This window comes from Pseudonocardia adelaidensis, from assembly GCF_039543345.1.
GTDB classification, from domain to species: Bacteria; Actinomycetota; Actinomycetes; order Mycobacteriales; family Pseudonocardiaceae; genus Pseudonocardia; species Pseudonocardia adelaidensis.
The window spans coordinates 145,443-165,537 of record NZ_BAABJO010000015.1 but is presented as its reverse complement, the minus strand read 5'-3'; the positions used below and the strand labels follow the sequence as shown (position 1 = coordinate 165,537).

Annotated in this window: 23 protein-coding genes; 6 read left to right on the top strand and 17 right to left on the bottom strand. The window is 73.6% G+C overall.

What is annotated here, in order from left to right; all coding sequences use genetic code 11:
- Positions 1–23: 23 nt before the first annotated feature.
- Genes ABEA81_RS21335 through ABEA81_RS21310 form a run of 6 tightly spaced genes read right to left on the bottom strand, consistent with a single transcriptional unit; the run spans position 24 to position 4,295 of the window.
- The gene (locus ABEA81_RS21335) at positions 24–434 is read right to left on the bottom strand and encodes a VOC family protein (RefSeq protein WP_345607011.1); all 411 of its coding nucleotides are present in this window, start codon (positions 432–434) and stop codon (positions 24–26) included.
- A gap of 5 nt (positions 435–439) precedes the next feature.
- A complete protein-coding gene (locus ABEA81_RS21330) occupies positions 440–889 on the bottom strand; it encodes a helix-turn-helix transcriptional regulator (protein WP_345607010.1) in 450 nt (149 codons plus the stop codon).
- A gap of 37 nt (positions 890–926) precedes the next feature.
- Positions 927–1,808, bottom strand: coding sequence for an RNA polymerase sigma-70 factor (locus ABEA81_RS21325; protein WP_345607009.1), 882 nt, complete (start codon positions 1,806–1,808; stop codon positions 927–929).
- 18 nt (positions 1,809–1,826) lie between these two features.
- Positions 1,827–2,594, bottom strand: coding sequence for an isocitrate lyase/PEP mutase family protein (locus ABEA81_RS21320; RefSeq protein ID WP_345607008.1), 768 nt, complete (start codon positions 2,592–2,594; stop codon positions 1,827–1,829).
- 43 nt (positions 2,595–2,637) lie between these two features.
- On the bottom strand, positions 2,638–3,507 hold the full coding sequence (locus ABEA81_RS21315) for an alpha/beta fold hydrolase (protein ID WP_345607006.1): 870 nt from the start codon (positions 3,505–3,507) through the stop codon (positions 2,638–2,640).
- 44 nt (positions 3,508–3,551) lie between these two features.
- Positions 3,552–4,295, bottom strand: coding sequence for an SDR family oxidoreductase (locus ABEA81_RS21310; RefSeq protein WP_345607005.1), 744 nt, complete (start codon positions 4,293–4,295; stop codon positions 3,552–3,554).
- 57 nt (positions 4,296–4,352) lie between these two features.
- Between ABEA81_RS21310 and ABEA81_RS21305 the strand changes: the two genes are divergently transcribed.
- The gene (locus ABEA81_RS21305) at positions 4,353–4,832 is read left to right on the top strand and encodes an RrF2 family transcriptional regulator (protein ID WP_345607004.1); all 480 of its coding nucleotides are present in this window, start codon (positions 4,353–4,355) and stop codon (positions 4,830–4,832) included.
- A 108-nt stretch (positions 4,833–4,940) separates the two neighbouring features.
- On the opposite strand, the gene ABEA81_RS21300 is transcribed toward ABEA81_RS21305, so the two are convergent.
- Both ABEA81_RS21300 and ABEA81_RS21295 read right to left on the bottom strand, forming a co-directional pair.
- A complete protein-coding gene (locus tag ABEA81_RS21300) occupies positions 4,941–5,723 on the bottom strand; it encodes an Fpg/Nei family DNA glycosylase (RefSeq protein WP_345607003.1) in 783 nt (260 codons plus the stop codon).
- Between the two features lie 9 nt (positions 5,724–5,732).
- Positions 5,733–6,680, bottom strand: a complete 948-nt coding sequence (locus ABEA81_RS21295; RefSeq protein ID WP_345607002.1) for a nucleoside hydrolase — start codon at positions 6,678–6,680, stop codon at positions 5,733–5,735.
- A 103-nt stretch (positions 6,681–6,783) separates the two neighbouring features.
- Between ABEA81_RS21295 and ABEA81_RS21290 the strand changes: the two genes are divergently transcribed.
- Together ABEA81_RS21290 and ABEA81_RS21285 are read left to right on the top strand one after the other, a co-directional pair.
- The gene (locus tag ABEA81_RS21290; protein ID WP_345607032.1) at positions 6,784–7,998 is read left to right on the top strand and encodes a cytochrome P450; all 1,215 of its coding nucleotides are present in this window, start codon (positions 6,784–6,786) and stop codon (positions 7,996–7,998) included.
- Positions 7,995–8,666 carry a TetR/AcrR family transcriptional regulator gene (locus ABEA81_RS21285; RefSeq protein ID WP_425570623.1) on the top strand — a complete coding sequence of 224 codons (672 nt, stop codon included), beginning with the start codon at positions 7,995–7,997 and terminating at the stop codon, positions 8,664–8,666. The genes ABEA81_RS21290 and ABEA81_RS21285 overlap by 4 nt, the downstream gene beginning before the upstream one ends.
- Here ABEA81_RS21285 and ABEA81_RS21280 read toward each other — a convergent pair.
- The 6 genes from ABEA81_RS21280 to ABEA81_RS21255 form a co-directional block, all read right to left on the bottom strand.
- The gene (locus tag ABEA81_RS21280; protein ID WP_345607001.1) at positions 8,656–10,413 is read right to left on the bottom strand and encodes a glycosyl transferase; all 1,758 of its coding nucleotides are present in this window, start codon (positions 10,411–10,413) and stop codon (positions 8,656–8,658) included. The genes ABEA81_RS21285 and ABEA81_RS21280 overlap by 11 nt on opposite strands.
- An 86-nt stretch (positions 10,414–10,499) precedes the next feature.
- Entirely contained in the window at positions 10,500–11,180 is a 681-nt protein-coding gene (locus ABEA81_RS21275; RefSeq protein WP_345607000.1) for a GntR family transcriptional regulator, read from the bottom strand.
- Positions 11,181–11,212: 32 nt separating this feature from the next.
- Positions 11,213–12,196, bottom strand: coding sequence for a VOC family protein (locus ABEA81_RS21270; RefSeq protein WP_345606998.1), 984 nt, complete (start codon positions 12,194–12,196; stop codon positions 11,213–11,215).
- A gap of 20 nt (positions 12,197–12,216) precedes the next feature.
- Complete coding sequence (locus ABEA81_RS21265) at positions 12,217–13,278, bottom strand: PrpF domain-containing protein (protein ID WP_345606997.1); 1,062 nt, start codon at positions 13,276–13,278, stop codon at positions 12,217–12,219.
- Positions 13,275–13,961: a 4-carboxy-4-hydroxy-2-oxoadipate aldolase/oxaloacetate decarboxylase gene (locus ABEA81_RS21260; RefSeq protein ID WP_345606996.1), complete on the bottom strand. Its 687-nt coding sequence runs from the start codon at positions 13,959–13,961 to the stop codon at positions 13,275–13,277. The genes ABEA81_RS21265 and ABEA81_RS21260 overlap by 4 nt, the downstream gene beginning before the upstream one ends.
- Positions 13,958–14,146: a PIG-L deacetylase family protein gene (locus tag ABEA81_RS21255; protein WP_345606995.1), complete on the bottom strand. Its 189-nt coding sequence runs from the start codon at positions 14,144–14,146 to the stop codon at positions 13,958–13,960. The genes ABEA81_RS21260 and ABEA81_RS21255 overlap by 4 nt, the downstream gene beginning before the upstream one ends.
- Positions 14,147–14,268: 122 nt before the next feature.
- On the opposite strand from ABEA81_RS21255, the gene ABEA81_RS21250 reads away from it, so the two are divergent.
- Genes ABEA81_RS21250 through ABEA81_RS21240 form a run of 3 tightly spaced genes read left to right on the top strand, consistent with a single transcriptional unit; the run spans position 14,269 to position 17,364 of the window.
- Positions 14,269–15,096 (top strand): methylenetetrahydrofolate reductase, encoded by an 828-nt coding sequence (locus ABEA81_RS21250; RefSeq protein ID WP_345606994.1) that lies wholly within the window; start codon positions 14,269–14,271, stop codon positions 15,094–15,096.
- 58 nt (positions 15,097–15,154) lie between these two features.
- Positions 15,155–16,648: a hypothetical protein gene (locus ABEA81_RS21245; protein ID WP_345606993.1), complete on the top strand. Its 1,494-nt coding sequence runs from the start codon at positions 15,155–15,157 to the stop codon at positions 16,646–16,648.
- Positions 16,649–16,680: 32 nt separating this feature from the next.
- Positions 16,681–17,364, top strand: coding sequence for a hypothetical protein (locus ABEA81_RS21240; protein WP_345606992.1), 684 nt, complete (start codon positions 16,681–16,683; stop codon positions 17,362–17,364).
- A 9-nt stretch (positions 17,365–17,373) separates the two neighbouring features.
- Here ABEA81_RS21240 and ABEA81_RS21235 read toward each other — a convergent pair whose 3' ends face one another.
- The 3 genes from ABEA81_RS21235 to ABEA81_RS21225 are packed head-to-tail and all read right to left on the bottom strand — an operon-like array spanning position 17,374 to position 20,080.
- A complete protein-coding gene (locus tag ABEA81_RS21235) occupies positions 17,374–18,474 on the bottom strand; it encodes a hypothetical protein (protein ID WP_345606991.1) in 1,101 nt (366 codons plus the stop codon).
- Positions 18,471–19,346 carry an ABC transporter ATP-binding protein gene (locus ABEA81_RS21230; protein ID WP_345606990.1) on the bottom strand — a complete coding sequence of 292 codons (876 nt, stop codon included), beginning with the start codon at positions 19,344–19,346 and terminating at the stop codon, positions 18,471–18,473. The genes ABEA81_RS21235 and ABEA81_RS21230 overlap by 4 nt, the downstream gene beginning before the upstream one ends.
- Complete coding sequence (locus tag ABEA81_RS21225) at positions 19,340–20,080, bottom strand: MBL fold metallo-hydrolase (RefSeq protein WP_345606989.1); 741 nt, start codon at positions 20,078–20,080, stop codon at positions 19,340–19,342. Before ABEA81_RS21225 ends, ABEA81_RS21230 begins: the two co-directional genes overlap by 7 nt.
- Positions 20,081–20,095 lie beyond the last annotated feature (15 nt).

Below are 20,095 nucleotides of genomic sequence, written 5' to 3'. Positions count from 1 at the left end.
GCTGCGCCGCCTGGTGTTCGTGATCAGCGCACCTCGAAGATGCGGATCATGTTGCCCGCGGGGTCGCGGACGGCGCAGTCGCGGGTGCCCCACGGCTGCTCGGTGGGCTCCTGGACGACGTCAGCGTCGCCGGCCTGCAGCCGCTCGAAGGTGCCGTCGAGGTCCTTGGTGGCGAGGTTGATGCCGGCGTAGGTGCCCTTGGCCATCATCTCGGTGATGGTGCGGCGCTCGTCGTCGGTGATGCCGGGGTCGGCGGCAGGCGGGTGCAGGACGATCCCCGTGTCGGGCTGGCCGGGAGGGCCGACGGTGATCCAGTGCAGCCCGCCGTACTCGACCTCCTTGCGGACCTCGAACCCCAGCTTGTCGCGGTAGAAGGCCACAGCGGCCTCCGGGTCGTCGTGCGGGAGGTAGGCCTGGTGAATGGTGATGTCCATGGCGGTCACGTTAGGTGCGGCTCGGAGGCGCGTGCTTCTCGATTCCTGACCGGTCTGGTCACCTGCCTCGCCACGCAGGGCGACATCCCCGCCACCTCGCCCGCCGAGTCGCGCCGGTAGACGCTGGGCGGCACGCCGACCAGCTCGGTGAAGCGGGTGCTGAACGTGCCGAGCGACGAGCAGCCCACCGCGAAGCAGACCTCGGTGACGCTGACGTCGCCCCGGCGCAGCAGCGCCATCGCGCGCTCGATGCGCCGCGTCATCAGATAGGAGTAGGGCGACTCGCCGTACGCGAGCCGGAACTGGCGGCTGAGGTGGCCCGCCGACATGTTCACGCCGCGGGCGAGCGCCTCGACGTCGAGGGGCTGCGCGTACTCCCGGTCGATCCGGTCGCGGACCCGGCGCAGCCGTGCGAGGTCGCGCAGGCGCTCCACCTCGGCGGGTCTGCTGGTCACGCCCGCGATGGTGCCACGTCGCGCCCGTTTCGAGCAGCTACGGGGCGTCGGCCCGCACCGCGGCGGCGATCCGTTCCAGCTTCACCGGGTTCATGACCCAGTGGATCCGGTCGATGGCGTCCCCGGTACCGCTCACGGTGAGCCAGGCCACCGGCGCGCCGTGCCGGCTGACCAGCACCGACGAGCGGCCGTTGGCGTCGATCCAGTCGACCCGGACATCGGCCCAGAACCGCGTGGCGAACGCCGCAACGTACTTCGCGACCCGGACGCGGCCGAACACCGGGATGCGCGAGGCGCCCCGCACGGCACCTCCACCGTCCGTGTAGCTGGCGACGTCCGCGGCGAACAGCGACTCGAGCTCGGCGAGGTCACCGCCCCGGGCCGCGTCGAGGAACGCCGCGAGCAGCCGGCGCTGGTGGGTGGCGTCGACGGACCGCTGCCGCTGCGCCGCGACGGCCTGCCGCGCGCGGCTCAGCAGCTTGCGCGCGTTGCTCTCCCCGGTGTGCAGCACCTCGGCGATGCGGTCGTACGGGTAGTCGAACGCCTCCCGCAGTACGAACGCAGCGCGCTCGGTGGGAGTGAGCTTCTCCAGCAGCACGAGGACCGCGCTCTCGAGCGCCTCGCCCCGTTCCGCACCCAATGCCGGGTCGGCGCTGGTGTCGACGGGTTCCGGGAGCCACGGGCCCACATAGGTCTCCCGGCGCACGCGGGCGGTCTGGGTCGCGTTGATCGCCAGCCGGGTGGTCATCGTGACGAGGAAGCCGGTGGCGTCGCGGACCGAGGCGCGGTCCTGCCCCTGCCACTTCACCCAGGCGTCCTGCACGATGTCCTCGGCGTCGGCGATGCTGCCGAGCATCCGGTACGCGATCCCGAACAGGCGCGGCCGCACCTGGGCGAACTCGTCCGCGACCTGCGTCAACCCACCGCCCGGCATGGGTCAGGCGGCCGGGTAGGGGCTGCCACCGGCCGCGATCGCCTGGAGGGCGGCCTCGAAGTGGCCCTGCAGCAGCCGGAACAGCCCCGGCCCGAAGCTGATCCGGGCCACGCCCACCTCGGCGAGGTCGGCGAGCGACGGCCCGCCCGGCAGGAACGCGACGTTGACGGGGGCGCCGATCCCGTCGACGAACGTCCGCACGTCGGAGACGTCCAGCCGGTCGATGATGATCGGGTAGACGCAGTCGGCCCCGGCGTCCACGTACGCCCTGCCTCGGCGCACCGCCTCCTCGACCCGCTCCGGCCGTGCTCCCGAGCCCACCATGAACACGTCCACCCGGGCGTTGATCACCAGGTCGGGGCCGGCCGCCCGCACGGCTGCGATCAGCCGCGCCTGCTCCTCGACCGGCACCAGCTCACCGGTGCGGGCGTCGGAGTCCTCCAGGTTGCAGCCGACCGCGCCGGTGGCCGCCAGGCGCGCGTCGATCTCGTCGGGCGGCAGCCGGTAGCCCCGCTCGATGTCGGCGGTGACCGGTACGTCCACCGCACGGGCGATCCGGGCGACGGCCGCGAACATCTCGTCCGGCGGGGTGCCCTCGTGGTCGTCGTAGCCGAGCGCCGGGGCGATGGCCGCGCTCGCGGTGGCGACGGCCGGGAAACCGGCGGCCACCACCGCGCGTGCCCCGGCGGCATCCCACACGTTCGGCAGGACCAGCGGCGTCCCCGGCACGTGGAGCGCACGCAGCCGGGCCGCCGGGTTCTCGGTCGTCATGCCCCGACCCTAGGGCGGACGGCAACCTCGTTGCGGCGGTCGCCTACGACGTCGCGGCGAGCACCTCCCGCAGCCTGCGGGCGAACGCCTCGGGCTGACCGGCGTAGCCGAACTCGCCGCCCAGGAAGCCGCCGTGGTGGCTCGGGAAGACCGTGGCCTCCTGGCCGAGCAGCTCGGCCGTCGCCAGTGCGGTGCGCCCGGTGAAGGTGTCGCCGGTCTCCGCACCCACTGCGATCACCACCCTGGTCGGCGCGGCGGCGAGAGCGGCGACGTCGGGCCGGTAGCTGCTGACCGCCCAGGACCGGTCGGAGAGCAGCGGGTCGTCCCGGGTGCCGTCGTCCTCGGTGGGCAGGCCGAACGCGGCCGGGTCGGGCGCGGGCTGGGCGAAGAACTCGTCGGTGTACTCGCCCTGCCACGACGTCATCGCGATGAACGCCGCCATCCCGGCGCCGGATCCCTCGGCCTCGTACGCGTCCCGGAACCAGGCCCGGGCCCGCTCGGCAGCGGCGGCGTCGGGCAGGACCGGGATGAGTGGCGGCTCGTGCGCCACCAGCACCGTCACGTCCTCGGGGTGGGCCGCCACCAGCGCGAGCGCCGTCACGGCACCCCCGCTGCTCGCGAACACCTCGGCGGGGCCCGCGCCCAGGGCCTGGACGAGGGCGTGGATGTCGGCGGCCTGGACCTCCGGGGCGTGGTCGGTCCGGCCGTCCTTGCGGGTGCTGCGCCCGAGACCGCGGGGATCGTAGGTGATCACCGTGCGGTCCGGGAGGTGGGAGGCCAGCGTCGTGAAGCCGTCGGCCGTCATGGGCTGGCCGACCAGGACGAGCGGCCGGCGCCCGCCGGCGGGCGGGAGCGGGCCGCGGACGTCGTACACGAGGTCGACCTCGGGGGTTGCGAGCGTGTGGGTCGTCATGACCGGTGTGACTCGCCCGGGGCCGAGAACTCATCGACCGCCGCTCACGCCGACTTGGCGAGCCACTCCTCGAAGGTGGTGGGCGCGATGCGGGCGCCATCGCCGGGCAGCAGCACGTTGCCGGCCATCTCCGGCCCGAAGAGACCCGACCACGTCGGCACGAGCTTCACCACCCGGCCACTGGCCTCCAGGGTGCGCCGCGCCATGTCGACGAGGTCCTGCGGCTCGGGCCCCGCGACGTCGGCGTGGCGGCCCCGCGGCTCGCCCGTGACGACCTCGGCGAGGACGTCCGCCACGTCCGCGGGCGCGATCGGCTGCACGAGCAGCGGGGCGATCGTGGCGACGCCGTCCCGCTCGGTCCAGCTCGCGACCATCGCGGCGAAGTCGTGGAACTGCGTGGCCGGCACGATCGTCCACGGCATCGGGCCCGCGGAGACCAGGCGCTCCTGCTCACGCTTGCCGGCGTAGTGCGGGTTGCCCTTCACCCGGTGGAGCCCGGCGATCGAGAGCAGCACGTGGTGCCGCACGCCCGCCCGCTCCTCGGCGGCGAGCAGGTTCCGGGTGCTGGCGCCGAAGTACGCCACGGTCTCGGCCTCGTCGGTGGCGGGCCCGTTGCTGGCGTCGACGACGGCCTCGACGCCGGCCAGCGCCGCGTCGAGCCCCTCGCCGGTGGACAGGTCCACGCCGAGCGAGCGGCTGATCCGCACCACCTCGTGGCCGGCCCGTTCGAGGGCGGCGACGGTGAGTGCTCCGATGTTGCCGGTGGCACCGGCTACTGCGATCCGCATGCGGCCGAGATTATCTCGGACTTCATAGATCTGCAATATCTTCGATAAGCTGTGCGGGTGAAGCTGCCCGTGAGCACCGAGTGGGTCCTGCACTGCGCCACGACGCTGGCCCAGCTCGAGCCCGGCGACACCGCGTCGGCGAAACAGCTCGCGGAGTACTACGACCTGCCGGCGCCCTACCTCGCCAAGCAGCTCCAGGCGCTGGTCAAGGCCGGGCTGCTGGCCGCGACCACCGGCCCGCGCGGCGGGTTCCGCCTCGCCCGACCGACGTCCGAGATCACGTTGCTGCAGCTCGTGGAGGCCGTCGACGGCGCGGCCTCGCCCTACGAGTGCCGGGAGATCCGCCAGCAGGGGCGGGGCGCACTGCCGCCCGAGGACTGCCGCGACACCTGCATCCTCGCCCGCAAGATGGCCGAGGCCCACGACGCGTGGCGCCGGCAGCTCGACGCCACCACCCTCGCCGACATCCTCTCCGAGCTTCCCCCCACGGCACCGGCCCGCACCCGCTCCCGCATCGCGCCGCCTGCCGGGCGCTGAATGCCGTTCCGGCGGCATCTGATCACCGAGCTCGGGTGTTGGATCAAGCGGCCCGTTCGGAGGCATGCCTCGCCTGGCGGGCCGCGGATCGGCGCGGGCGCGACCGGGTCAGTCCGGCTGGCAGTGCGGGCACCACGTGGTGCCGCGCCCACCGGTCCGGCCGTGGGCCAGCGCCGCACCGCACCGCGGGCAGGAGCCGGGGCGGTCGTCGCGGTGCCCCGTCAGCCAGGAAGGCCGCGGTGGCACCCGTTCGGCCGCCACGGAGCGGCGGAGCACGCTGCGCATGCTGCGGTGCAGCCGCGCGAGATCGTCATCGGTGAGGACCGCGCAGGTCCGGCGCGGGTGGATCCGGGCGTGCCAGAGGATCTCGTCCGCGAGCAGGTTGCCCAGCCCGGCGAGCACCGACTGGTCCGCCAACGCCGGCTTGACCTGCCGCCGCCTCCCCCGGAGCAGCTCCCGCAACTGCGCACGGGTGACCGTCAACGCGTCGGGCCCCACGTCGCCCAGAACCTTCTCGACCTCGCCGTCGTCGGCGGCCAGCCGCAGTCCCTGCAGCTTGCGCATGTCCCGGTACCGCAGCTCGCCGCCGGGCAGCACGAACACCACGCGGTCGTGCCGATGCCGTTCCACGCCGTCGGGCGCCCATTCCAGCGAGCCCGTCATGCCGAAGTGCGCCAGCAGGACCGGCCCGTCCCGCACCGGGACGATGAGCCACTTCCCGTGCCGGCTCGGCTCCTCGAGCCGTCGCCCGCGCAACCGCTCGGCGAACGGCTTCGGGGCGATGCCGCGCAGCACGCCCCGGTCGAGGACGTCGACCCCCTGGACCGGCCGCCCGGCGCCGTGCTCGGCCAGCACCCGGCGGAAACCCTCGACGTCGGGCAGTTCGGGCACGAGCCCGGGCTACCCGCCCCCGCGGCGGCCATTCAGGCGGCCCAGCGCGGCCACGAGGCGGTCCCAGAACCGCGGGACGTCGAGCCCGACCGCCACCTTCGCGTTGGGGGCGTGGCCGAGGTAGCCGTGCAGGTCGACGACCGTTGCACCGCGGGTGTGCTCGCCCGCCACCTCGATCGCGACGTGCGCGTCGACGCACTCCACGAGCGCCGGGTCGATCACGCGCGCCACCGCGACCGGGTCGTGCAGCGGCGGCGCCTCGAAACCCCACAGCTCCCGGTAGGTGGAGGCGAAGAACGTCATGAGCTCCGCGCACACCGGGCCGAGCTCACCGCCGAGCGCCTCCAGCCGCGCCACGACATCGGGAGTGACGAGCGCCTGGTGCGTGACGTTGAGCCCGCACATCGTGACCGGCACCCCGCTGCCGAACACGATCGCCGCGGCCTCCGGGTCGACGAAGATGTTGAACTCCGCGTACGGGCCGACGTTGCCCCGCTCGGTCGAGCCACCCATCAGCACGATCTCGCGGATCCTCGCCGCGTCACCCGGGTAGCGGGTGAGCAGCAGGGCGATGTTCGTGAGCGGTCCGGTCGGGACGACGGTCACCGGCTCCGGGTGCTCATGCAGGACGCGGTGCACCAGGTCGACGGCGTGCTCGCCGACCGCCCGGACGGTGGGTTCCGCGAACCGCGGGCCGTCCAGCCCGGAGGCGCCGTGCACGTCCGCGGCGACCCGCAACGGCCTGGTCAGCGGGCGGGCGCACCCCGCGCCCACGGGCACGTCGCGGATCCCGGCCAGCGTGCACACCCGCAGCGCGTTGAGCGTGGTCTTCCCGAGCGTCTGGTTCCCGGCGACGGTGGTGATCGCCAGCAGGTCGACGGCTGAGTCGCCGGCGGCGAGCATGATCGCGATCGCGTCGTCGTGGCCGGGGTCGCAGTCGAGGAGGACGGGGGTCACGGCTCGCGACTCAACCACAACCGACGTTTAAAGCAGTCGCTTGACTTACTACTCCCCCGTGGGTTCACTGGGTGCGGACGGTGCCGACCCCGAGGAGGACCCGATGGGCGCCAGCAACGCGGAGGAGCTGCTCCCCTACCCGATCCCGAACGACGCGGCGTTGTCGCCACCCGCGGAGTGGGAGGAGCTGCGCGACCGGTGCCCCGTCGCCCACGTGCGCTTCCCCAGCGGCGACGAGGCGACCCTGCTCACGCGCTACGACGACGTCCGGCAGGTCCTGTCCGACCCGCGGTTCGGACGAGGTACCGAGGCGGAGGACGCGGCGCAGATGTCGGACTCCGGCGGCGTCTTCAACAGCATGCTCGCGATGGCGCTCCCCCAGACCGGCGAGGCCCACCGGCGGTGGCGTCGGCTGCTCAACCGGTGGTTCACCGCGCGGCGCATGGCCGCGCTGCGCCCGCGGATCGCAGAGATGGCCGAACGGCTCGTCGACGAGATGGTGGAGCAGGGGCGGCCCGCCGACCTGAAGGCGGCGCTCGGGTTCCCGCTGCCGGTGTGGGTGATCTGCGACATGCTCGGCGTGCCCGATGCGGATCGCGACCGGTTCGCCCACTGGTCCAACCTGCTGCTCAACCTCACCCGCTACACCCGGGAGGAGGTCGCGGCGGGCGAGGCCGAGTTCTTCGCCTACATGGGCGGCCACATCGCCGCCAAGCGGGCCCACCCGGGCGATGACGTGCTCAGCGAGCTCATCGCCGCGGGTGAGGCCGAGGCCGAACCGTGGTCCGACACCACGCTCATCGCCACGGGACTCGGGCTGCTGATCGCCGGGCACGAGACCACCGCGAACATGATCGGCAAGATGATCGCGATGCTGCTGTCCGACCGGCGTCGCTGGGAGCAGCTGCTCACCGACCCGTCCCGCGTGCGCGTGGCTGTGGAGGAGACGCTGCGGCTGGACACCAACGCCGGTTTCGGCATGGTCCGCTACGTCGACGAGGACACGGACGTGGCGGGCACCCGGATCGCGAAGGGCACCACCGTCGTCTGCAGCATGGCCGCGGCCAACCGGGACGAGCGCGCCTTCGAGCACGCGGACGAGCTGGACCTCACCCGCAGCCCCAACCCGCACCTCGCCTTCGGCGCCGGGCCGCACTCCTGCCTCGGGCAGGCCCTGGCCCGCACCGAGCTGCAGGTCACGCTCGAGGTGCTGCTGCGCAAGCTGCCCACCTTGGAACTGGCCGTCCCCCCGGAAGAGCTGCAGCGGGTCGAGGGGCTCGCCGTCGGCGGGCTTCGCGAGGTTCCGGTGAGGTGGTGACCGTGCCGCGGCAGGCCGTCCGGACCGAACGCGCGGACGCAACGCGCGAGGTGATCCTCGCGACGGCCGAGCGCCTGTTCGCCGAGCACGGCGTCTTCGCCGTCTCCAACCGGCAGGTCAGCGAGGCCGCCGGCCAGGGCAACAACGCCGCCGTCGGCTACCACTTCGGCACCAAGACCGACCTGGTGCGCGCGATCGTCCACCGGCACGACGAGCACGTCGAGCAGCTGCGCACGCAGATGCTGGCCGACGTCGGCGACTCGCGGGACGTGCGGGAGTGGGTGGCCTGCCTCGTCCGCCCGTCCACCGAGCACATCGCCGAACTGGGCAGCCCCACCTGGTACGCCCGGTTCATCGCGCAATGCATGACCGATCCCGGGCTCCGCCGGATCATCGTCGAGGAGACGTTGAGCTCGGAGACGCTCCGCGCGATCCGGGACGGCCTGGGCCGCTGCCTCGCCGACCTTCCCGAGGACGTGCGCGAGGAGCGCGCCGACATGTCCCGGCAGCTGATGGTGCACATGACCGCCGAACGCGAACGCGCCCTCGCCGAAGGCACCCACACCCCCCGGGCGAGTTGGTACGAGGCAGGCACCGGGTTGATCGACGCGATAGTGGCGATCTGGCAGGCCCCGGTCAGCGGAGCGGCGGCGTCCCTCAGCGGGTGATCGGCCGCACGTCCCACACCCACGCATCCGACGCCGGGCGGCCGGGGCCGAGGAGCGCGGAGAGGGTGGTCTGCAGCTCCCGCTGGTGCGGGCTGCCGTCGGTGAGGACCACGGAGTCGGCGCGCCAGAAGCGCAGGTCGGCCACCATGTGCGTCCGCTCGGCGTCGGAGACCGCGGGCACCTGCCCGGTGGCGGCCACGCCGTCGAGGAGCACCGAGCTGGGCCGCTTGGGTGCGCCGTAGGCGCCCAGCTGCTCCTCCCCCGCCGGACCGACGAAGTAGCCCTGCGGCAGCGCGAAGCCCATGCCGGCGTCCACCTGCCAGCGCAGGGCCTCCGCGTGGAGCGGTTCGGGCAGGGGGACCGGGACGATCGTGCCTCCCGGGTCGACCCATCTCGCCCACTCCCCGCCGGCGTAGAAGTCCGGGGTGGGTGCGCGGGTCATCGTCTCGTACGGCACCGGGGCCACCGGGAGCAGCGCCACCACTAGCACGCCTGCCCACGCCACCCGCACCGGCAGCGGACCGAACCGGCGGTCCCGCGGCGCGTCGAGGACCCGCTGGGTGGCGATCGCGAGCAGGCAACCGGCCGCGGGCACGCAGGCCAGCGCCATCCTGGACTCCAGCACCGACTCCAGCAGCCGGAGGTCGGCCAGCAGCGTCCACGGTCCCGGCACACCGGTCGGCCGCCCGTCGAGGGTGATCTCCGCGCCGAGGGACAGGACGGCCGCCACCCCGCACGCGGACGCGGCGATCCGCGCGGGCAGGTCGGCGCGCAGCCAGATCGCCAGCGCCGCGACGAGCACCACGAGCCCCCAGCCGAAGAAGGCGTTCTCCTCCGTGCCGTTGATCGCGAGGGCGCCGGGCCCACCGGTGAACAGGCCGCCGACCGACTGGCCGGAGTACGCGACGAACGCGGCGAGGGGGTTCCCGGTGGGGCCGTGCTCGATGCTGCGGTAGCTCTGCGGGCCCGCGAACTGCAGCCACAACGGGTAGACGATCAGCGCGCAGGAGACGACCGCCGCCGTCGCGACGCCGACGACCACCTGCCGGGGCAGGCGCCGCCTGCTCACGGCGAACCAGATCGCGTACGGCGCCACGGCCAGCACCCCGATCAGCAGGATCTCCTCCCCGATCAGGACCTGGAGCGCGCCGAGCAGGCCGAGCCCGACGCCGTGCAGGACGGGCCTGCGGGCGCCGGGGAGCCGGATCAACCAGATCGCGATCACCGGCAGGAGGAAGGTGGCGGCGAAGTTGGGGTGGGCCTTGGCGTGCGAGATCACCGGCGGTGCGAACCCGCAGAAGGCGGCGCCGACCGCCGCGGCCACCCGCGAGCGGACGACGTGCCGGGAGAAGAGCCAGTACCAGGCCGTTGCGGTGCCGGCGAGACCGCCGGTCAGGACGAGCGCCCACGTCACCGTCGGTCCGAAGGCGAGCGTCACGGGCGCCAGCGGCACCGCGAGGGCGGGCAGCGCCGTGTTGGCCATCAGGTTCACCCCGTACGGGGCGTTCTGCAGATCCGAGAACAGCGGGTTGTGGCCCTCCGCCACGGCGTGCGCCTGGGCGGCGAACAGCCACTCGAAGAGGTTCTGGTCCTGCATGCTCGCGACGAGGTACCCGCTGCCGAGGTGACGCCACAGCCCGCCGTAGAGCAGGACGGCCGCGAGCACGTAGGCCTCGACCACCAGGACGTCCCCCGGGCTGATCCCGGCCCACCGCGGGCGGACCAGAACGCGGGCGAGAGCCGTCACCCGAAGCTCCCCGCCCACGCGTCCGTCACGGACCCATGCCATCACGACCCGCATGGCGACGGCCAGTGCCCCCGGGGAGTGCGCCCCTAGAGGGCGTCGAAGCGGCGGGTGCGGGCGGCCTCCACCTCGGGGAGGGTGTCGATGACGCTCCGGATGTGGCGGCGCATCGCGGCCTCGGCCGCGCCGGCGTCGCCCGCGCAGATCGCCTCGATGATCTCGATGTGCTGCGGGAGGGAGATCGCGGGACGGCCGGGGTGCATGGCCAGCTGGAACTGGTGGCGGACGCTCTGCCCGCGCAACCGCTCGAGGATCGCGCCCGCGGTGCTCTGGCCCGCCAGCTCGAGGACGAGGCCGTGGAGCCGCCGGTTCAGCTCCGAGTAGCCCAGGAGGTCCCCGGAGGCGACGGCGGCGCGCATCGCGTCCCCGATTTCGCGGAGCCGTCCGGCGTCGGCGTCGGTGTGCCGCTCGGCGGCCTTGGCCGCGCACAGCCCTTCCAGGGCCATCCGGACCTCGGTGATCTCGACGGCCTCGGCGAGCGACACCGCGCGGACGCGGGCACCGCGGTTCTGCACCCGCTCGACGAGGCCCTCACCGGCGAGCTGCAGGAGCGCGGTGCGCACGCTCGTGCGGCTGGCCCCGAACCGCTCGGACAGGTCGGCCTCGACGAGGCGCTGGTTGGGGACGAACTCGCCGTCGGCGATGGCCGCCCGGAGGGCGTCGACGACGGGAACCGCGTCCAGCGACTGCGAACTCTCGGTTCCTGTCATCGTCGACGACCTCCGCGCTCAGATTGGCGCCCTCATTGTGCGGGATCGGCCACCGGCGGCGTGCCGTGGGTGTGGAAGGACGCGATGGTCTTCAACCCCCAGGCCTGGCCCTTGGCGCGTTCGGCCTCGGTCCACGTCACCGGCTCCCAGTCCGGAGCGAAGATCAGCCGCGCCGTGGGGTTGCACAGCTCGATGCGGTTGCCGCCGGGCTCGTAGACGTAGAGGAAGAAGGTCTGCTGGATCGCGTGCTTGTGCGGGCCGGTCTCGATGAACACGCCGTTGTCCAGGGAGATGTCGGCGGCGCGGAGGATGTCCTCGCGCGTGTCTGTGGCGAACGCGATGTGGTGCAGGCGGCCCGTCGATCCGGTCCAGTCGTTCGTGTAGACGAGGTCGTACGACTTCTGGGCGAAGTTGGTCCACTGGCCGGAGATCACCCCGCTGTCGAGCTGGATCTGCTCGGTGACGCGGCCGCCGAGGGCGTCGCAGATGAACCCGCCGTTGGCGGCGGCGTCCTTGGCGAGGTAGTTGACGTGATCGAGCCTGCGGACGCTGACGCCCCGACCGGGGTAGGCCTGGGCCTGGTTCTTCAGGGCGGGACGCAGGTGCTCCGGCGGCTGGTAGCGCTCGGTCTCCCAGTAGATCTCGATCTCGTGGCCGTCGGGGTCGCGGAAGAGGTAGGTCGGGCCGATCCCGGGATCACCGTCGACCCAGCCGATGCCGAGGCCGCGTTCCTCGACGGCCGCGACCCGCCGCTTCAGCGCGTCCTCGCTGGAGGCCCGCAGGGCGGTGCGGCCGACGCCCGACGTCTTCGCGGCGGTCAGCTTGAGGCTGTGGTGTTCGTAGTCGTCCCAGGTGCGCAGGAAGACCGAGTCGCCCTGGCTCCCGTTCTCGGTCAGCCCCAGCACCCGGACGAAGAAGTCCAGGCTGCGCTCCGGCTCCGGGGTGAAGAGCTCCACGTGGCCGAGGTGGGCGATCTCGTGCCGGGGGGACTTCTCGAGGGACTTCTCAGCGGACATCGTCGGCTCCAGACGTCGGGTCAGGGACGGGGGAAGGTGGTGCCGTCGAACAGCGGCCGTGCGGTGCGGATGACCGCGGAGCGGAGCGCCCGTGGCGCGCCACCGTTCTGGTCGACCCCCACGTCGACCTGCAGCGCACCGCTCGGATGCTCCACGTCGAACGGGTGGCCGTCCACCGGGCGGGCCAGCAGGTCGTGGCCGACCGCGCCGTCGAGCAGCGCGGCGGTGACCACGCTGATCGCCCCGAACACCCCGATGGAGGGGTGCGCGCGGACCGGGTCGAAGGCGTTGAACGTGCGGGTGCGGATCGCCCCGCCCGCCCGTGGGGCGGACACGAACGTGATCTTGGGGACGGCGGAGCCGGTGACGTCACCGAGCCCCATGAGCTTGCCGGCGTGCAGCCGCAGGGACTGGATGCGCTCGGGCTCCGGGTCCCCGTCGCCCGCGCGGGCGACGACGACGGGCATCCCGTTGTCGATGCAGGTCACCGGGAGGCCGTCGATCTCGTCGACGAGCCGTCCGGTCGGCAGCAGGCTGCCGCACACCGAGCCCTCCGTGCCGGAGAAGGCCAGCGAAACCGGGGCGGCCGTACCGGGAACGCCTGCGAGCGCGGTGTCGCCGGAGTAGTCGACGCGCCCGCCCGGCGTCGCGAACGTCGACTCCGCGCGGCCACCGGTGTTGACCATGCGGATCCGCACGCTCGTGCGTTCGGGCCCGGCCGCCACGAGGCCCCGTTCCGCGGCGAACTGGCCGATGCCGGCCAGCAGGTTGCCGCACGTCTGGCGGTCGGACACGGTGGCCGTGTCGATCCCGACCTGCAGGAACAGGTAGTCGACGTCGCAGTCCGGCTCCGTCGAGGGCGACACGACCGCCACCTTGCTGGTGACCGGCTGGGCACCGCCGAGCCCGTCGATCTGCGCAGGATCCGGGCTGCCCATGATCCGCAGCAACAGGTCGTCCCGTTCCGCGGGATCGGCGGGCAGGTCCGAGGCGAGGAAGTACGCCCCCTTCGAGGTGCCGCCGCGCATGAGCATGCAGCGGACCCCGGTCGCGGTGGTGGCGCTCCCGGCTGTTCTGTTCACTGCGCCGCCTTCACGTACTCCACCCCGAGCTCGGCCAGGGTGGCGCGCAGGCCGTAGCGGTCGAGGCCGAGCTCGCCCTCGCGGAACGCCCGCCGGGTGGCCTCCTCCTTGGCCAGCCGTGCCCGGCCGGCGGTGATGGCCTCACCGACCCGTTCCCGCGGCACGCACGCCACGCCGTCGTCGTCGGCGAGCACGGCGTCGCCGGGCCGCACCACCTGGCCGCGGACCACGATCGGGACGTTCACCGCCCCCGCCGTCGCCTTGACCGTGCCCTGAGCGCTGACCGCGGCGGACCAGGCCGGGAAGCCCATCGCGCGCAGGTCGGCCACGTCGCGCACCCCGGTGGTGGTGACGACCCCGCGCACCCCGCGATGGGCGAGCGCGGTGGCGAAGAGCTCCCCGAAGAGGCCGTCGGTGCAGGGCGAGGTGGTGGTGACGACCATCAGATCGCCAGGGCGGCACTGCTCGACCGCAGCGTGGATCATCAGGTTGTCGCCCGGCCAGCACAGCACGGTGACGGCCGTGCCGCCGACCCGCGCGCCCTGCTGGACCGGCCGCAGGTCCGGCCCGAGGTAGCAGGTGCGGCCCAGCGCCTCGTGCACGGTGGCCACGCCCATCTCGGCCAGCGCGTCGACGTCGGCGAGCTCGGCGCGCGGCGGGTCGGTGACGATCGTCGGCTTCATGCCAGCTCCTCCGTGACCTGCGGGTACAGCCGGACGAACGCCTCGCCCATCGTGGGGCACACCACCGTGGCCCGGTCACCGCGTTCTGCGGCAAGCGCGATCGCCCCGCCGGCACGCCACACGAAGTCGCCCGCGTGTGCGCTGACGACCAGCAGGCTGCGGCGCCCCGATCCCGACTCCGACATCGACTCCCCCGTCCGTGGTTGCCCACGCAGCATCGGCGCGGTTCGCACACATTGTAAACAATGTTGGCGACTATCTTGTGGTGAGTCATATGTCGCGTTCCGCTCGCCCGTAAGCTGCGGTCGTGGCCGATCTCGCAGAGGCGTTGCGCCGCGTCTCCTACGAGGTCCTGCCGATGAAGGGCACCGCGGATGCCGTCCTGGAGCACGTGCCGCGGGACCTGCCGCTGACCGTCAGCACGAGCCACGCCAAAGGCCCGGAGCCGACCGTCGACCTCGCGGTCCGGCTCGCCGGGCACGGCTACTCGGTGGCCCCGCACCTGGCCGCCCGGCAGATCCGGGACGGATCCCACCTCTCGGACCTCGTCGGACGGCTGCGCGCGGCCGGCGTGGACAGCGCCTTCGTCATCGGGGGCGACGCCCCCGAGCCTGCCGGCCCGTTCGCCGACGCCCTCACGCTGCTCGCGGCGCTCGACGCGCTCGGCCGCCCGTTCCGGCGGATCGGGATCGCGGGCTACCCGGAAGGACACGCCAGGATCGAGGCCGGTCTCCTCGACCGGGCGCTCGACGAGAAGGCCCCGCACGCCACGCACGTCATCACGCAGATCTGCTTCGACGCAGGTGCCACGGTCGGCTGGGCGAGGCAGGTGCGGGAGCGGGGCGTCGGGCTCCCGATCAGGGTGGGGTTGCCCGGGGTCGTGAGCCGGCAGAAGCTCGTCCGCATCTCGGCCGGGCTCGGCCTCGGCCAGTCGGCCCGGTTCCTGCTGAAGCAGCAGAGCTTGTTCTGGCGGTTCTTCCTCCCCGGCGGCTACCACCCCGGCCGCCTGGCGCGGCGGCTCGCGCCCCACGTCGAGCAGCCCGGCTCCCACCTGGACGGCTTCCACTTCTTCACGTTCAACGAGCTGGCCGGCACCGAGGCGTGGCGCCGGTCGATGCTCGCCCGGGCAGTCTGACCTGAGGGTTCCCCGACCCCGTTCCTCAGGCGGTGGTTCCCGGGCTAGCGTGCGGGTGGTGATGATCCGGGGGGCTGCGGCGGCGGTGGTCGTCGTGTTGGGGGCGCTGCTCACGGCGTGCGCGACGCCGATCGCGGGCACGCCGCACGCCGCCACCGGGACGGCAGTCCCTCCGGGCGGCGGGCTGCCGCTCGACCCCGAGCAGGCCCGCCTGGCCGAGCTGTTCGCGCAGGTCCGGTCGTGGGACATCTGCGCGATGCACGACATCGAGGCGGCGGGGCGCGCCACCGGTTTCGTCCCCGACGAGCTGCTGCCCTACCGCGAGCCCGGTATCTGCCGCCTCCTCATGAAGGAGCCGAGCGGCGTGCAGGAGTGGGAGCTGCAGATCGACGTGTTCCCCGTGATCCCCACCGACGGCGGCGGGCAGCCGCTCGACGTCGGCGGCGTGCAGCTGCAGCAGGTGCGCGACAGCGACGAGTCCCGCTGCGCCTACAGCTACCCGATCGGCACGCCCGGCACCGAGCCGTGGGGCATCGAGCTGTCCGTCTTCAGCATCGCGGGCAACAAGCCGCCCTGTGACGTCGCGCGCGAGTACGCCGGAGCGATCGCTCCGCGGATGGCGGACCCGCCGCTGCGCACCGCGGGCGGCACGACGCCCGCCCTCGACATCACCGCGTCCGATCCGTGCGCGGTGGCCGCCGCGATGGTGCCGGCGATGGCCGACGGGCAGGCGCTCGGACCCGCCGCCGTCGACGTGGGCGACCTCGAGCCGTACGGGTGCACCGTCGACGTGACGGCAGGCGACGGCCCGGACGCGCGGAGGCTGCGCGGGTCCGTCGAGTTCACGATCACGTCCGCATCCGACCTCGGGGGCGTCACCATCGGCGGGTTCCCGGGCACGAGCAACCAGCTCGGCATCAACTGCCAGGCGGAGTTCGCCCCGTCGGACGTGCGGCTCGCCGGCAACCCCGAGATCTCGCCGACCGTGCCGGTGGTCGAGGTCGTCGGGGAGTGCGACCGGATCGACGCGATCGCCACCGCCGCGGCCGGGGCCGTCGGCCCCCCGGCGGGCCACGCACCCCGCCGGGACGCGCAGGCGCTCGGTGACCTGGACCCGCCCCCGACGGCCGCGAGCGCCGGAGCGCCGTTCGACCCGTGCACGATCGCCGAGGGCTGGCGGGCCTACCCGGACGACGTGCAGCCGCCGACCCCGCGCGACCCGGTGCCGATGACCGTGCGCCCCCAGGACCCGTTCAAGGTCGGCTGCAAGTTCAACGCGGGCGACATGTTCTCGTCCCTGGTCTGGGGCCTGCCCACCGCTGACGGCTTCTCCGCCGATCCGTCGCAACGCAACGCCGGCGCGGTCGCCGCGCAGTTCGGGGGCAAGCCGGGCGTGGAGGAGACGAGCACCAACGCGGCGAACGGCCAGCCGACCTGCTACAGCGCCGTCCAGATCTCCCACGGGATCGCGGCCATGGTGACGACGCTGCCCGCCGAGCCGTGCCGGGTGAACCGCGCGGTGCTCGAGCAGGTGGCCCGGAAGGTGCCATGAGTGGTCGGTCCACGATGTGGTGCACTGAGCCGGTGAAGATCCGTCTCGCCGCCGCGTTGGTGGTCGCGCTGGCGGCGCTGGCCGGCTGCTCCACGCCGCCGGGTCCCGCGCCCGCGTCTCCTGCCCCGCCGCTCCCCGAGGACGCGATCGCCTACGACGACCTGCTCTCGACCGACCGGGAGTTCCCGTTCGACAACACGTGTGACCAGCTGGGCGCCGACTCGATCGACGAGGTGGGCGCCCGCGCCGCACGGGTGCTGCAGGGCATGGGCGGCCCGGTGGGGTGCGCGGTGGAGTTCGGCAGCGCCGAGCTCGACGAGCTGTGGATCGAGGCCGAGGGCCCGCCGAACCCGTCCGAACCGCGGTACTTCCCGCTCCTGTGGAACGGCGATGCCGGCACCGGCACGACCTACCACCGCAGGCTCCTGCTCGACGGGCGCTACTACGCGGTGGAGACCATCGACTTCTACGGCGGCCAGCCGGGCTGCTACCTCACGGTCGACACCGGCTCGCCGTACGCCCTGCAGTTCCGCGGGATCGTCCCGGAGGCGGTCGCGGCGACCTACGGCGAGCTGAACTCCTCCCTCACGAACTACGTCGTCGACCACGTCGGCACCGACCGGTTCATGACGGACAACTGCCCGGTGGTCGAGCGGACGGCGATCGTGCTGCTCGGCGACATCGACCCCGGAGGCGGGTCGCTGGCGACGAGCTAGCCGTAGCGGCTATGCCAGGTCGCGACGGGCGACGCGGTAGCACGCGAGGCCGAGCAGACCACCCCACAGCAGCAGGGAGACGACCACGGGCCCCGGGCCCTCCACCGGCGCCAGCGTGGCCAGTGCGGCCGTGGCGCTCGACGGATCGACCCAGGCGAAGACCTTCGGGGCCAGCCCGCTGATCGTGAGCATCACCGGCACCGTCGCGAAGTAGATCGCGAGCGCCCCCGCGGCGTTCGGCACCAGCATCGCGACGGTGAGCGCCACGAGGATCGTCAGCAGCGAGCCGAGCACGCACACGCCGACGACCCAGCCGGTCCGGTGGCCCAGCACGTACGTGGCTCCCACACCGCTCACCGCGCCGGGCGCCACCAGCAGCGTGGTGACGAGTTGCAGGGCGGCGGCGACCAGCCAGAGCATCAGCAGGACCGTGGCCTGCGCCAGGAAGTACCGGGCCCGCGACGGCTGGGCGAGCAACGTCGGCTGGGCGCTGCGGTGCTGCCACTCGCCTGCGATGAGCTTGATCAGCACGGCGTGCAGCAGCAGGTGACCCACCCGGACCGTGTAGAACGTCGGCGAGATCTGGTCCGCCGCCGACGCGTACGACGACGCGTAGTCCGTGCCGGTGTGGATCAACACGGTGACGCCGATCAGGACGATCGGGGCGAGCGCGAGCAGGATCCGGTCCGAGAGCGTGCCGGTGAGCTTGCGCAGCTCGACCAGCACCAGCATCGGGAACGGGGTGCGCCGCGACGCGGCGGCGAAGGGGCCGTCGCCGGCCGGAACGGGCCACGCCGGAACCGGAGCGGGCCCGGCGGGGTGCTGCAGCGGCGGTGCCACCACCGCCGCTCCAGGCGCATGGGGCGCGACCCGGCCGGGCGCCACGACGGCCGCCCCGGGGGGCTGCGCCGGGGCGCCGATGCCCGGCGCCTGCCCCATCGGGCCTGCCCACGGCCCGGCAGCGACCTGCCCCTGCCGGCTCCCACCCTGATGGACCCATCCCGGCTGCGCCGGGCGGTTCTGGGCGGGTGCAACCGGTCCCGGCGGCACCGGCCCCTGCGGAGCCCGGACCGGGTGCCCGTTCGTGCCCTGCCCCGTCGGGAAGGTCATCGTCCACCTCCGGACAGCCGGAAGAACAGCTCCTCGAGGTTCTGCTGGTGATCGCTGATGCCGTGGACCCGCACACCTGCTGCGAAGACGATGTCGGAGACCCGGTCGCTGGGCGCGTCGGCGAGGATCTGGCCGTCGGGGCTCGGCTGGATGCGCACCCCGGCCTGCATGAGCGCGTTCGCGAGCGCCTGCATGTCCGGCCCGCGCACCAGCGACCGGTGGGACGCGAGCAGCTCGCGGATCGGGCCGTCGGCCACCAGCCTGCCGTTGCCGATCATGACGATGCGGTCGGCCGTCTGGTCCACCTCGGACAACACGTGGCTCGACAGCAGCACGGTGCCGCCGCGCGCGGCGTGTGCGCGCAACAGCTCGCGCACCGCCCGGATCCCGACCGGGTCGAGACCGTTGATCGGCTCGTCGAGCATGAGCAGCGGCGGGTCGGTCAGCAGGGCGTGCGCGAGCCCGAGCCGCTGGCGCATGCCGAGGCTGTACTTGCCGATCTTCTTGCGGGTGGCGTCGCCGAGCCCGAGCCGGACCATCAGGTCGTCGGCCCGCCGGGCGGGCACGCCCATCAGGGCGGCCGCGTTGCGCAGGTGGGAGCCACCGGTGCGGCCCGGGTGCACGGCCGACGCGTCGAGCAGTACGCCCGCGACGTGCGCGGGGTTGGGCCAGTCGCGGAACGGCCTGCCCGCGATCCAGCTGCCACCCCGGGTGGGCGGCGTCAAGCCGGTGATCATCCGCATGGTGGTGGACTTGCCCGCGCCGTTCGGCCCCAGGAACGCGGTGACCGTGCCGGGCTGCAGGTCGAAGGAGACGTCCTCCACGGCCGGGCGACCAGCGTAGATCTTGGTCAGCCCCCGGACGCTCAGCACGGTCGGATGGTAGCGATCGGCCCGTGGGCCCCCGTCACCCGAGCGGGTCCGGCACCTCCACCTCGCCCGCGGCGGCCCTCAGCCGGTCGGCCCGGTCGGCGAGAGCGGGTCACCGTGGCCGAAGCACACGGTCGTGACGCCGGGCTCCGCCAGGCGCGGAAGGACTCCTTCGCCCGCTCCCGGTCGATGTTGAACGGCCCGAGGAACACCGCACCGTCGCGCTCGGCGGCCGTGTCGCCGGTGAACAGCACCCCGCGCTCGCCGTGCCGGAGTGCGATGCTGCCCGGGGTGTGCCCCGGCGTCCAGACCACCTCCAGCCCGTCGAGGACGTCCCCGTCGTCGAGGTCGAGGTCGACCCGTGCCCGCGGGACGTCGGGCGGGTCGGGCAGGCCCGCACCGACCACGGCGTACAGCCCCCGCTCGGCAGGCGTGAAGTCCGGCCACTCGCCCTTCGCCTCGCCCCGGACCACCCGCGCGTCGGTGTGGTGGGCGGCGACCTCGACGCCCGGCCACGCGCCCACCTCGCGCGCCGAGCCCGCGTGGTCGGCGTGGTAGTGCGTCAGGACCACGCGCCGCACCCGGCCCCACCCGTCGAGCGCGGCCGCGATCCGGTCCGCGGAGCCCGGCGGTCCGGTGTCGACGAGCGTGACGTCCCGCCCCTCCCGCAGCGCGTACGCCTGACCGGTGGGGAAGCGCAGCATGCGCAGGTCGGGAGCGAGGTCGATGATCTCCACGCGGTCCATCGTGCG